The sequence below is a fragment of the Pseudoduganella lurida genome, assembly GCF_007830455.1.
Classification (GTDB): Bacteria; Pseudomonadota; Gammaproteobacteria; order Burkholderiales; family Burkholderiaceae_D; genus Rugamonas; species Rugamonas lurida.
This window is the reverse complement of record NZ_VLLB01000001.1, coordinates 1,122,692-1,135,622: the sequence shown is the minus strand read 5'-3', so window position 1 is coordinate 1,135,622 and position 12,931 is coordinate 1,122,692. Positions and strand designations below refer to the sequence as shown.

General features: G+C 65.1%; 10 protein-coding genes, 1 tRNA gene and 1 pseudogene. 8 read left to right on the top strand and 4 right to left on the bottom strand.

Annotation, left to right across the window (positions count from 1 at the left end; all coding sequences use genetic code 11):
* Positions 1-123 precede the first annotated feature (123 nt).
* The 4 genes and pseudogenes from IP91_RS04835 to IP91_RS04820 all read right to left on the bottom strand — a co-directional run.
* Entirely contained in the window at positions 124-756 is a 633-nt protein-coding gene (locus IP91_RS04835; protein WP_145647598.1) for a glycoside hydrolase family 19 protein, read from the bottom strand.
* Between the two features lie 116 nt (positions 757-872).
* Positions 873-1,613 (bottom strand): UDP-2,3-diacylglucosamine diphosphatase, encoded by a 741-nt coding sequence (locus IP91_RS04830; RefSeq protein WP_145647597.1) that lies wholly within the window; start codon positions 1,611-1,613, stop codon positions 873-875.
* Positions 1,614-1,624: 11 nt separating this feature from the next.
* Positions 1,625-2,116: a peptidylprolyl isomerase gene (locus IP91_RS04825; RefSeq protein WP_145647596.1), complete on the bottom strand. Its 492-nt coding sequence runs from the start codon at positions 2,114-2,116 to the stop codon at positions 1,625-1,627.
* A gap of 206 nt (positions 2,117-2,322) precedes the next feature.
* Positions 2,323-2,904: pseudogene (locus IP91_RS04820) on the bottom strand (peptidylprolyl isomerase); the annotation flags it as partial.
* A gap of 229 nt (positions 2,905-3,133) precedes the next feature.
* Between IP91_RS04820 and cysS the strand changes: the two are divergent.
* The 8 genes from cysS to IP91_RS04780 all read left to right on the top strand — a co-directional run bounded on the left by cysS (position 3,134) and on the right by IP91_RS04780 (position 12,761).
* Positions 3,134-4,519: a cysteine--tRNA ligase gene (gene cysS / locus IP91_RS04815; RefSeq protein ID WP_145647594.1), complete on the top strand. Its 1,386-nt coding sequence runs from the start codon at positions 3,134-3,136 to the stop codon at positions 4,517-4,519.
* Positions 4,519-5,181 (top strand): DNA-3-methyladenine glycosylase family protein, encoded by a 663-nt coding sequence (locus IP91_RS04810; RefSeq protein ID WP_145647593.1) that lies wholly within the window; start codon positions 4,519-4,521, stop codon positions 5,179-5,181. The genes cysS and IP91_RS04810 overlap by 1 nt, the downstream gene beginning before the upstream one ends.
* A 67-nt stretch (positions 5,182-5,248) precedes the next feature.
* On the top strand, positions 5,249-6,223 hold the full coding sequence (locus tag IP91_RS04805; protein WP_145647592.1) for an acetyl-CoA carboxylase carboxyltransferase subunit alpha: 975 nt from the start codon (positions 5,249-5,251) through the stop codon (positions 6,221-6,223).
* Positions 6,224-6,308: 85 nt separating this feature from the next.
* Positions 6,309-7,727, top strand: coding sequence for a tRNA lysidine(34) synthetase TilS (gene tilS / locus IP91_RS04800; RefSeq protein WP_145647591.1), 1,419 nt, complete (start codon positions 6,309-6,311; stop codon positions 7,725-7,727).
* Positions 7,728-7,864: 137 nt separating this feature from the next.
* Positions 7,865-9,112, top strand: a complete 1,248-nt coding sequence (locus IP91_RS04795) for an aspartate kinase (protein WP_145647590.1) — start codon at positions 7,865-7,867, stop codon at positions 9,110-9,112.
* Between the two features lie 131 nt (positions 9,113-9,243).
* Positions 9,244-9,336 (top strand) — tRNA-Ser (locus tag IP91_RS04790).
* 727 nt (positions 9,337-10,063) lie between these two features.
* Positions 10,064-11,443 carry a UDP-glucose dehydrogenase family protein gene (locus tag IP91_RS04785; RefSeq protein WP_145647589.1) on the top strand — a complete coding sequence of 460 codons (1,380 nt, stop codon included), beginning with the start codon at positions 10,064-10,066 and terminating at the stop codon, positions 11,441-11,443.
* 154 nt (positions 11,444-11,597) lie between these two features.
* Entirely contained in the window at positions 11,598-12,761 is a 1,164-nt protein-coding gene (locus IP91_RS04780) for a Gfo/Idh/MocA family protein (RefSeq protein ID WP_145647588.1), read from the top strand.
* The last annotated feature ends 170 nt before the right edge of the window (positions 12,762-12,931 follow it).

Here is a 12,931-nt window from a genome sequence, read left to right as displayed (position 1 = left end):
GCCGCGCCAGTCGCGGCATCAACCTGACCCGCAACGACGGCGCGGGCGAGTCCGCGCCGGAGCCGCCCGCCCATTGCCACAGATTCTCCTGGCCCCGCCAGCCCAGCCGCAAGCAGGTGCGGTTCAATCGAGGTTGCTGCGCAATTTCTGGAATGCCTCGAAGCGCTCCTTCAATCCGACCGTGCCGCCATTGATGCGGCGCGTGATCTGCACGAAGTCTTCCATGTCGTCGTCGCCTTCGTCGTGGTCGGCCAGCGCGTTCAGGCCGCGGCTCTCCCAGAACCACGCGGCTGACAGGGCCGCCACATCCTTCGACACCAGCCGGTCCGGCGCCTTCACCAGGTCCAGGCCCAGCGCCTCGCCGGCCTGCCGGTAGTTGCTGCGGCCGGTCAGCTGGATCAGGCCGCGGCCGCGGAAGCGGAACCCGTCGCCGCTGGCCGCATCGCCGTTGCCCATGCGCCCGGCGTAGATGAAGTTGCCCAACGCCTCCGGCTGCTGCACGAAGGGCTGCGCGGCGGCCTCGGTCATGAACCGTTTCGGCCAGACGGCCATCAGCCGCGCCGGACTGCGGTAGAACAGCGATTCCTCCAGCCGGTTGAAGTGCGCGGACTCGTGGCTCGTTTGCGCCAGGAAGGCGCAGACACGGTCGCGCGTGGTGATGTGGAAGCGGGCCAGCGCATCATCGAGCGCACTGGCCCAGTCATCCGCATCGCTGCAATCGGGGAAGACCCGTTTCAAGGTGGCGCCGTTGAGCATGATCGCTCCTCTTGTCTCGACTGTCTCAGCTTATCCGGACAGGAGGCGAATGCAAGCGGCGATACATTTTTACGAAGAAGTGGCACATCGTGTGACAGCACGACGGCGATGCAGTGCTAGGGCAGGCGGCTGCCGTCGAGTGCATGCCGCGTGATGGCGCCGTCGTCACCGATGGCGATCCAGCCGCCGCGTGGCGGCACGGCTTCCGGCTCCCAGTCCGGCAGCACGTAGCGCAGCCTGCCGTCCGCCGCATGCAGGGCAGGGCGGTGCGTGTGGCCGTGGATCATGACGGTGGCACCCGTGCCGGCGAACACCTGCGCAATCGCGGCGGGTGTCACGTCCATGATCTCGTACGATTTGTCGCCCTGGTCCTTGCGGCTGTTCTCGCGCAGGCCGGCGATGATCTGCTTGCGCTGTGCCAGCGGCATGGCCAGGAACTGCTGCTGCCAGGCCGGTTCGCGCACCTGGGCGCGGAAGGCCATGTACTTCACGTCGTCGGTACATTGCGCGTCGCCGTGCACGAGCACGATGCGGCGGCCATGGTCTTCGATGACCCACGTTTCGGGAAGCAGCGTGAGGCGGGCCGCGGCGGCAAACGCAGCGCCCACGAGGAAGTCGCGGTTGCCGGCGATCCAGAACAGCTCGGTGCCGGCCTCGGCCAGACCGCGCAGCGCGGCAACGATCTGCTGGTGGAAGGGATCGGCGAGGTCGTCGTCGCCGGCCCAGTATTCGAACAGGTCGCCCAGCAGGTACAGCTGGCGGGCGGCCACGGCCCGCTCGTGGACGAAGCGCAGGAAGGCTTCGGTGAGAGCGGGCCGGTCGGCCTGCAGGTGCAGGTCGGAAATGAAAAGAATCAAGCGACTGCCGCTTAAACGATCTCGACCTTCTCGATGATCACGTCTTCCACCGGCACGTCGGCGAACATGCCGCTGCGCGTGGTCTTCACCTTGCGGATCTCGTCCACGACTTCCTTGCCTTCGGTGACCTTGCCGAACACGGCGTAGCCCCAGCCGTCCTGGCCCGGGTAGTCGAGGAAGCTGTTGGCCTTGACGTTGATGAAGAACTGCGCGGAGGCCGAGTGCGGTGCCGACGTGCGGGCCATCGCCAGCGTGTACGGCTCGTTCTTCAGGCCGTTCTTGGCTTCGTTTTCCACGGTCTGGTCGGCCGGCTTCTGCTTCATGCCCGGCTCGAAACCGCCACCCTGGATCATGAAGCCGTCGATCACGCGGTGGAAGATGGTGTTGTCGTAGTGGCCGGCCTTCGCGTAGTTCAGGAAGTTCTCGACGGATTTCGGTGCCTTCTCGGCGTCCAGTTCGGCAACGATCTTGCCCTTGTTGGTGGTGATGTTAATGGTGGTCATGATGGTTTCCTGATGTCTGGTTGATGTTCCGCCACGGGGCGAACACTGGGCCGCGATCTTACCGCAGCCGATGGCAAAACGCTATTTTACTGTGCCGGCGCCGGCGTCGGTTCCAGCGGTGCTTCGGCCGGCGTGCTGGCCGCGCTATTGGCTGACATACCGGCCGACTCGGCCGCCTGGCCCGGCACGGGTTTCGGCTGGATCGGCTTTTTCAGCACGTTCGCCGATTTGATCACGACCGGGATCACCGGTACGTTCTGGAAGGTGAATGATTTGTCGTCCACCAGCACCTTGCTGATCTTGTCGACCACTTCATAACCCGAGATCACCCGGCCGAACACGGTGTAACCGACGCCGTCGAAATTCGGGTAATCGAGCGCCACGTTATTGCCGACATTGATGAAGAACTGCGAGTTTGCCGAGTTCGGATTATCCAGCCGCGCCATCGCCACCGTATAAGGCGCATTGCTCAGGCCGTTCTTCGATTCGCTGGGCACATTCGGGCGCGTGGCGCGGCCTTTCAGGTCCTTCGTATAGCCGCCGGCCTGGATCATGAAGCCGTCGATCACGCGGTGGAAAATCAGGTCCTTGTAAAAACCGCTCTTCACATACGCCAGGAAATTCGCGGTGGACTTCGGTGCCTTGTCGCCGTTCAGCTCCAGCACGATGTCGCCGGCGGTGGTTTTCAGTTCCACCTGCGGCTCGGCGGCAAGGGCCTTGCCGGCCAGTCCGCAGGCCAGCAGCAGGGCGGCCGTGCCGGTGACGACGGTCTTTATTTTTGCATGCATGTTTTCTCTTTTCTGTGCAGTTGGATAGTGAGCCCAGGGCATTTTAACAATGCTATACTTGGCGACGGCTCCCGGACCGTCCAGGTCGCCCGGGGGAGAAAAAGAAATACTATACAGGGTCAGCCCGGCCCCAAGGTGCACGAGAAAATCCGGGGCGGCATGCAGGTGCCGCACCGGATTTCTCGTTGTGGGAAGGCTGAACCTTGGGAAGGCAGCACAGAAGAGTCCGATGAGTCATTTAAAGATCTATAACACGCTGGCGCGGGACAAGCAGACGTTCGTACCGATGGAGGCCGGCAAGGTGCGGATGTACGTCTGCGGCATGACGGTCTACGATTACTGCCACGTGGGCCATGCCCGCATGATGATGGCGTTCGACGTGATCTACCGCTGGCTGCGGGCCTCGGGCTACGACGTGCAGTACGTGCGCAACGTGACGGACATCGACGACAAGATCATCCGCCGCGCCGTCGAGAACAACGAGTCGATCCACGCGCTCACGTCCCGCTTCGAACGCTTCATGGACGAGGACACCACGGCGCTGGGCATCCTGCCGCCGACCGACGTGCCGCACGCCACCGAATACGTGCCGCAGATGCTGTCCATCATCGAGCAGCTGGAAGCGAAGGGCCTGGCCTACCAGGGCGACGATGGCGACGTGAACTATGCCGTGCGCGGCTTCGACGGCTACGGCAAGCTGTCCGGCAAATCGCTGGACGACCTGCGCGCCGGCGAGCGCGTGGACGTCAACACGGGCAAGCGCGATCCGCTCGACTTCGTGCTGTGGAAGGCGTCCAAGGAAACCGAACCCGCCGAAGTCAAATGGGATTCCAAATGGGGCAAGGGCCGCCCGGGCTGGCACATCGAATGCTCGGCGATGGCGTGCGCGCTGCTCGGCGAACAGTTCGACATCCATGGCGGCGGCCAGGACCTGCAGTTCCCCCACCACGAGAACGAGATCGCCCAGTCGGAAGGCGCGTTCGGCCATCCGCTGGCGAACGTCTGGATCCACAACGGCTTCGTGCGCGTCGATAACGAGAAGATGTCCAAATCGCTGGGCAACTTCTTCACGATCCGCGACGTGCTGAAGAAATTCGATGCGGAAGTGGTGCGCTTCTTCATCCTGCGCGCCCACTACCGCAGCCCGCTGAACTACTCGGACGTGCACATCGACGATGCGCGCGGCGCCCTCACGCGCCTGTACACGGCCCTCGATGGCGTGGCTGGCGATGGCGCGGACCTGGACTGGAACGAAGACCACGCGCAGCGCTTTGCCGCCGCGATGGACGACGACTTCAACACGCCGGTGGCGGTGGCCGTGCTGTTCGAGCTGGCCAGCGAAGTGAACAAGTCGAAGTCGCCCGTCGCCGTGCGCCAGTTGCAGGGCCTGGCCGGCGTGCTGGGCCTGCTCGAACGCAGCCCGCAGGACTTCCTGCAGGCCGGCGCCACCGATGCGATCGGCGAAGCGATCATCGTCGAAGCGATCGCCGCGCGCGCCGCCGCCAAGAAGGCGCGCGACTTCGCGCAGTCCGACAAGATCCGCGCCGACCTGCTGGCGCAGGGCATCGTCCTCGAGGACAAGCCTGACGGCACGACGAACTGGCGCCGCGCATAATGGCTCTCCAGTCCAGGGACAAGACGGACGGCGCGGGCCGCCAGGTAGCGTTGCCGCCTTACTGGGAAGAGGCGAAGGCCGAGCTGATGCGGCGCGACCGCATCATGAACAAGCTGATCCCCCAGTTCGGCGACCTGCACCTGGTCGGCCACGACGACCCGTTCACGACCCTGGCCCGTTCCATCGTCAACCAGCAGGTGACGCCGAAGGCCGCCAACGCGGCGTGGCAGAAGCTGCTGGTGGCGCTGCCGAAATTCACGCCGGCGCTGGTGATGAAGGCCGGCGCCGCCGAGCTGTCCGCCTGCGGCCTGTCGAAGCGCAAGACGGAATACATCCTCGACCTTGCGGACAACTTCAAGGCGAAGAAGGTGCACGCCACGCTGTGGGACCAGATGGACGACGAGGCGGTGATCGCCGAACTCGTGCAGATCCGCGGCATCACGCGCTGGACCGCCGAAATGTTCCTGATCTTTAACCTGCTGCGGCCGAACGTGCTGCCGCTGGACGACCCGCGCCTCATCGCGGGCATCAGCCACAACTACTTCTCCGGCGAACCCGTCTCGCGCAGCGACGCGCGCGAAGTCTCCGCCAACTGGGAGCCGTATCGAACGGTTGCCACCTGGTATTTGTGGCGTAGCCTGGACCCTGTTCCGGTAGAATAGCGAAAAATTTTGACCTTGCTCGGCAGTGCCACCGGCCGCCGCGCCAGGCCATACTCTCGGAGGACCAATGACCAAAACCACTTTCCTCAATTTTGAACAGCCCATCGCGGAGCTGGATTCCAAGATTGAAGAGCTGCGCTTCGTGCAGGACGATTCCGCCGTCGACATTTCGGAAGAAATCGACCGCCTGGCCAAGAAGAGCCAGCAACTCACGAAGGACATCTACGCCAAGCTGACGCCATGGCAGGTCTCGCAGATCGCCCGCCACCCGCAGCGCCCCTACACGATGGACTACGTGAACGAGATCTTCACGGACTTCCACGAGCTGCACGGCGACCGCACCTACGCGGACGACCAGTCGATCGTCGGCGGCCTGGCCCGCTTCAACGGCCAGCCCTGCATGGTCATCGGCCACCAGAAGGGCCGCGACACGAAGGAGCGCGCGATGCGCAATTTCGGCATGCCGAAGCCCGAAGGCTACCGCAAGGCCATGCGCCTGATGAAGGTCGCCGAGAAATTCAACCTGCCGATCTTCACCTTCGTCGACACGCCCGGCGCCTTCCCCGGCATCGATGCCGAAGAGCGCGGCCAGTCCGAAGCGATCGGGCACAACCTGTACGTGATGGCCGAACTGAAGGTGCCGCTGATCGCCACGATCATCGGCGAAGGCGGTTCCGGCGGCGCGCTGGCGATCGCCGTGGGCGACGCGGTGCTGATGCTGCAGTACGCCACCTACTCGGTGATCTCGCCGGAAGGCTGCGCATCGATCCTGTGGAAGACGTCCGAGCGCGCCTCCGACGCGGCCGAGGCCCTGGGCCTGACCGCGCACCGCCTGAAGGCGATGGGCCTGATCGACAAGATCATCAACGAACCGCTGGGCGGCGCCCACCGCGATCCGAAGGAAATGGCGCGCCTGCTGAAACGCGCGCTGGCCGACTCGCTGCGCCAGTTCACCGGCATCAAGACGAAGGACCTGCTGGACCAGCGCCATGCCAAGCTGATGAGCTACGGCAAGTTCAAGGAAACCACGCCGCAGGAATAATCCGCCGGCGTACCTCGGGGACAGGCACCTATTTTCGGGCAACACCCGAAAATAGGTGCCTGTCCCCGTTTTTACTCAGAGAACCATGAAACAGCGCCACGCCACCCTCTCCACGATCTTCGCCCAGGCGCTGGCCGACCTGCCGCGCGCCGCCGGGCAGGGCATCGCCATTGCCTTCAGCGGCGGCCTCGATTCCGCCGTGCTGCTCCACCTCGCGCACGATGTCCTGGTGCCTGGCACCGGGACACGGACTGATCCGGGAGCAGTAACGCCCCTGTTCGCCTTCCACATCCACCACGGCCTGAGCCCCAACGCGGATGCCTGGGAAACCCACTGCGCCGCCGAGTGCGCGAAGCTGGGCGTGACGTTCGCTGCGCGGCGCGTGGTTGTCGCGGCGGGCAAGACCGGCACGGAAGCCTCGGCCCGCCAGGCGCGCTACGCGGCGCTGGGCGAGCTGTGCCGCGAGCACGGTGTCACGCTGCTGCTCACCGCCCATCACCTGGACGACCAGGCCGAAACCATCCTGCTGCAGCTGGCCCGCGGTGCCGGCCCCGCCGGCCTGTCCGGCATGGATGCGTGCAACCACGCGCCCGGGCTGCTGGGGAGCGACGAGATCGTGCTGGCCCGCCCGCTGCTGGCCGTCGCGCGCGCCCAGCTGGAGGCCCACGCGCAGCAGCACGGCATCGCCCGCATCGACGATGAATCGAACGACGACACCCGCTACGCCCGCAACGCGCTGCGCCACACGGTGATGCCGGCGCTGGCCGCCGCATTCCCCGGCTACCAGGAACGTTTTGCTCGCGGTGCAGCGCATGTCCGCTCCGCGCAGCGCCTGCTGACGGAAGTGGCGGAGGCCGACCTCCAGGCCGGCCTGGGCGATGACGGCAGCCTCGCCATGGATCACCTGCGCGGGCTGGGCGAAGACCGCCGCAGCAACCTGCTGCGCCACTGGTTCGGCCAGCGCGGCTTCGGCATCCCGTCCGCCGCCTGGCTGGCGCAGATGACGGCGCAACTGCTGCAGGCGCGCGAGGATGCCAACCTGCTGGTCGAGCATCCCGATTGCGATGTGCGCCGTTACCGTGGCCGCCTGACGCTGGCCCCGAAGCTGCGCGACGTGGCCGGTGCCGAAGAGGATGCGTATGACGAACTGCCCGTCGCGCACTTCCGCTGGGCCGGCGAGGCATCGATCCCGTTCCCCGACTACGGCGGCACGCTGCACGTCGAGCCGGCGGAGGAGGGCATTCCGGCCGAGTGGCTGACGGCGCAAATGCTGACGATCTCGTTCCGGCGCGGCGGCGAGCGGCTGAAGCCTGCCCGGAACCGCCCGACGCGCGACCTGAAGCAGCACTACCAGACCCTTGGCATTCCCGCCTGGCAGCGCACGCGGCTGCCCGTGGTCGGCATTCCGGGACGGCTGCTGTACGCGGCCGGCATCGGCATGGACTGCCACCATCTGGCACGCGAAGGAGATAACCGCGTCATTTTCCGTTGGTCCGCCGAATAAAATTTCTTCGATAGGCGGATTCGGCATGAGCTTATGCCGCAACGGTATGATGGCGTTGGCTTTATGACTTGTTCTTTTGCATTGCAGCAGGTACAGTTAAGGGCTCCCTTACTTCACCTGACTGAAAAACGCAAGCTATGGCTTTAATCGTTCACAAGTACGGCGGGACGTCGATGGGATCGACGGACCGTATCAAGAACGTCGCGCGCCGTGTCGCCAAGTGGCACGATGCGGGACACCAGATCGTGGTGGTACCGTCGGCCATGTCCGGCGAGACGAACCGCCTGATCGCGCTGGCGAAAGAAGTGCAGAACCCGCCCGACCCCCGCGAACTGGACATGATCGCCGCCACCGGCGAACAGGTCTCCGTCGCGCTGCTGTCGATGGCGCTGCAGGCGATCGGCAAGGCCGCCGTGTCGTACGCCGGCTGGCAGGTGGGCATCAGGACCGACTCCGCGTTCACCAAGGCGCGCATCCAGTCGATCGACGACAAGCGCGTGCGCAACGACCTGGAACAGAACAGGATCGTGATCATCACGGGCTTCCAGGGCGTCGACGACGACAACAATATCGCCACGCTGGGCCGCGGCGGTTCCGATACGTCGGCCGTGGCGATTGCCGCCGCGCTGAAGGCGGACGAATGCCTGATCTACACGGACGTCGACGGCGTCTACACGACCGACCCGCGCGTGGTGTCCGATGCGCGCCGCCTGAAGAACATCACGTTCGAGGAGATGCTGGAAATGGCGTCGCTGGGCTCGAAGGTGCTGCAGACGCGCTCGGTGGAATTCGCCGGCAACTACCGCGTGCCGACGCGCGTGCTGTCGTCGCTGACCGATCCGCTGATGGACCTGGCCGAGGAAGCCAGCTCCGGTACCCTGATTTCGTTTGAGGAAGACACAGATATGGAACAAGCAGTCATCTCCGGCATCGCCTTCAACCGCGATGAAGCCAAAATCACCGTGATGGGCGTGCCGGACCGTCCGGGCGTGGCGTACCACATCCTGGGACCGGTGGCCGATGCCAACATCGAAGTGGACATGATCATCCAGAACCAGTCCGTCGACGGCAAGACCGACTTCACGTTCACCGTCTCCCGCAACGACTACAACCGCGCGCTGGAAGCGCTGAACGCGCAGCAGGCCCAGATCGGCTTCTCCAGCCTGGTCGGCGACGCCAAGGTGTCGAAGATCTCGGTCGTCGGCGTGGGCATGCGCTCGCACGTGGGCGTGGCCTCGCAGATGTTCCGCACGCTGGCGGAAGAGAGCATCAACATCATGATGATCTCGACCTCGGAGATCAAGATTTCCGTGCTGATCGACGAGAAGTACATGGAGCTGGCCGTGCGCGCGCTGCACAAGGTTTTCGAGCTCGAGAAAGAGTAAGTGCGAGCGTAAAACTTTCAGAAAAAAACCGCCGATTTCCTTGACCAAACAGGTCGCGGCAATTACTATGGCGGGCATCTGATCTGACGCAGAAATGCAACGGATTGTGATGATAGGTGAGTAATCATCTAGGAGACGTGGCCGAGTGGCCGAAGGCACTTCCCTGCTAAGGAAGCATACGGCTTATACCTGTATCGTGGGTTCGAATCCCACCGTCTCCGCCAGAACAAAGCAAAACGGCCACCCCTGCGGGTGGCCGTTTTGCTTTGTCTGGATGGACGACGGTGGGATTCGAAGCCCCGGCCCTGCCAGGCCGGGGCGCTTCGAATCGCCCGTCTGTCGCAGCTCCGCTGCGGCCTCGCGCGCCGCTTGCGCACGGCGCATGCCTCGTCTGTCGTCGAGAAACCACGCTCCTCCATACTTCCAGGTAAAAAGACGCCGGGTACGAGCCATCATCTGCGTAAGAACCTGTCGCCGGGACCCGTCGGGCCGACGTACAGCTGCGCAGCCTGCTAAATGAATCAGCCTGATCGCGGAACGGTTATCCCGACAAAGTGATTATTGGTGAAAATTTCGGCTGTTTTCGATGCTAGTGTGGTGATCCCGCCTCGGCCGAAACGATATCGATCATTGCTCGATCCATTCGATACCAGTGCCGCGGCGATCAGGGAGATCCCATGAATCACGTGGGACGGCCTTTTCGATTGCCCATGCCGATGCATGAGCAATCGAGAAGCAATTCTCGTCCGAAGCACCCGAAGGAGTTCGCCGATATGCGACAGCGCCGCAACGTCCATACCCTCCATGCCGTCCTGCTTTCGGCACGTCCCCTGCAGCGTGCCATCCTTTTCGCCCTGGCCGGGCTTGCTCCCACGCCATCCTGGCGTCGACAAACCTGCTAACGATGTTCGGCAAACGCGCTCTCGCCACACCGGCTGGGCTGGCTGAGCGATGAACATCACGATCATCGGCGCGGGCTATGTTGGGCTCGTCGTGGCAACCTGTTTCGCGGACGTTGGCAACGAAGTCGTCTGCCATGACCTTGATGACGACAAGATCGCGCGGCTCAGTCGCGGCGAGGTTCCCATCCATGAGCCCAACCTGGCGCCGGTGGTCACGCGCAACCGGCTGGCGGGCCGGCTGCGCTTCACCACCAGCGACGCCCTGGCCATCGGGCATGCCGGGATCATCTTCCTGGCCGTCGGCACGCCGCCGGAAGGGGATGGCAGCGCGGATATCGACCATGTACTGGCGGCGGCCCGCAGCATCGGCCGGCTGATGGAACGGCCGCTGCTGATCGTGAACAAATCGACCGTTCCCGTCGGGACGGCGGACCAGGTGCGCGCCACGGTTGCGGCGGCACTCGCCGGGCGCGGCGTCGACATCCCGTTCGATGTCGTGAGCAACCCCGAGTTCCTGAAGGAGGGCATGGCGCTGCAGGACTTCATGAAGCCCGATCGCATCATCGTCGGTGCCGAGAGCGCGCACGCGCTGGGTGTGATGCGCCAGCTGTACGCGCCGTTCAGCCGCAATCACGAGAAGTTCGTCGCCATGGGCACGCGCAGCGCGGAGCTGACCAAGTACGCGGCGAACGCCATGCTGGCCACGCGCATCAGCTTCATGAACGAACTGGCGCACCTGGCCGGGCAGCTCGGTGCCGATATCGAGGCGGTGCGGCTCGGGATCGGCGCCGATCCGCGTATTGGCCGGCAGTTCCTGTCTGCTGGCATCGGCTACGGCGGCTCGTGCCTCCCGAAGGACGTCAGGGCGCTGATCCGCATCGCCGCCCGGCATGGCCAGCATCTGCGGATCCTGCGGGCCACCCAGGAAGTCAACGACGCGCAGCAGCACCTGCTGTTCGAAAGGCTGGCCAGTTATTTCAACGGGGCGAGCGCATTGCGCGGCAGGTCGATCGCGCTGTGGGGCCTGGCATTCAAGCCCGATACCGATGACATGCGGGATGCGCCCAGTCTCGTGCTGATCCGCGCGCTGCTGGCCGCCGGCGCCACGGTGCGCGCGTATGACCCGGTCGCGTCCGGCCAGGCGCGACGGCTGCTGGTCGCCGAACATGGCGAGGCCCGCTGCGCTGCCTCGGTGCTGTTCGCGTCGTCCGCGCAGGAAGCGGTCGAGCAGGCCGACGTGCTGGTGCTGGTCACGGAATGGCAGGAGTTCCGCTCGCCCGATTTCCGCTACCTGGCCAGCACGCTGCGGGCCAAGGCCGTCTTCGATGGACGCAATATCTATGACCGCGCGGTGCTCGACGCAGCGGGCCTGTACTACGAAGGGATCGGCCGCACGGACGACAGGCAGGGACGGGCAGCACACCCTTGACGCGCCGGAGCCTGGCCACCGGCGCGGCCGGTCCCGCGACCTGTTTCGTCGACATCATTGGCCGGAGCGCGGATCGCGTTCGCAACAGCCGCTTCCCGTTGCCGGACAGCGCAGGTATCCTTGCCGATCTCTCCGCTGAACAGGACACCGCGCAATGAATCCCTTCGACCGCAGGCGCTTTCTCCAGTTGGCCGGGGTAGCGGGCTCCGCTTCCGTCACCGGCACCGCGTTCGCCCAGACTGCGTCGGAAGCCATCCGGCACGAGGTGCTGGAACCCGGTCCGGCCATGCCGGCATCCCCCTCGGCCATCAGCTTCGCCGTCATCGGACTGGATCACCCGCACATCATGAGCATGACCGCGGCGGTGCAACGCGGCGGCGGCGAGCTCGTGGCCGTGCTGTCGACGAACCGGGACGGCCTGAAGGACCAGCAGCTCGCCGAGTTCCGCAAGCGCTTCGGCGCGGTGCCGGAAGCGGCAAGCGAGGACGCGATCCTGCAGGACCGTTCGATCCAGCTGGTGGTTGCGGCCCCCGTGCCCGACCAGCGCGCCCCGCTGGGGATCCGCGTGCTGCGGACCGATAAGGATTTTTTGTGCGACAAACCCGGCATCACCAGCCTCGCCCAGCTGGCGGCGGTGCGCAAGGCGGTCCGCGAGACGGGGCGCAAGTTCGCGATCATGTATTCCGAACGGCTGGAAGTGCCCGCGGCCGTCAAGGCCGGGGAGCTGGTGCAGGCGGGCGCCATCGGCAAGGTGATCCAGACCCTGAACCTGGCGCCGCACCGCCTGCGCGCGGCGTCGCGGCCCGCCTGGTTCTTCGACCGGCAGCGCTACGGCGGCATCCTCACGGACCTGGGTTCCCACCAGGCCGACCAGTTCCTGTTCTATACCGGCTCGACGAAGGCAAAGGTGCTCGCCTCCCAGGCCGGCAACCTGGCCCATCCCGACTATCCGGCGTTCGAGGACTTCGGCGACATGCTTTTGACGGGCAACGGCGGCACCGGCTACGTGCGGGTGGACTGGTTCACGCCGGACGGGCTGGCGACGTGGGGCGACGGCCGCCTGTTCATCCTCGGCACGGAAGGCTATATCGAGCTGCGCAAGTACATCGATCCGGTCGGCCGGCAGGGCACGAACCACCTGCTCATCGTCGACCGGAAAGAAGCGCGGTACATGGACTGCAGCCGGCTCGACCTGCCGTTCGGGCGGCAGTTCGTGGCGGACATCGCGCACCGGACCATGACGGCGCAGGACCAGGATGGAGCGTTGCTGGCGGCCGAACTGGTGCTCAAGGCGCAGAAGGGCGCGACGCGGCCCTAGCTTCCTGGCCACGTACCCGCAGGCCGCCATGCCACGTTCGATGGGAAGGTGGAACTGCGAAGACGGTGGCGTTCGTACCCCCGTGACCCCGGCACGGCGGTCACGCGGGCGGCATCGATACGTCGACGTTCATGTCCGCCACTCCGCCGTGACACGCGTTGTTAGTTCTC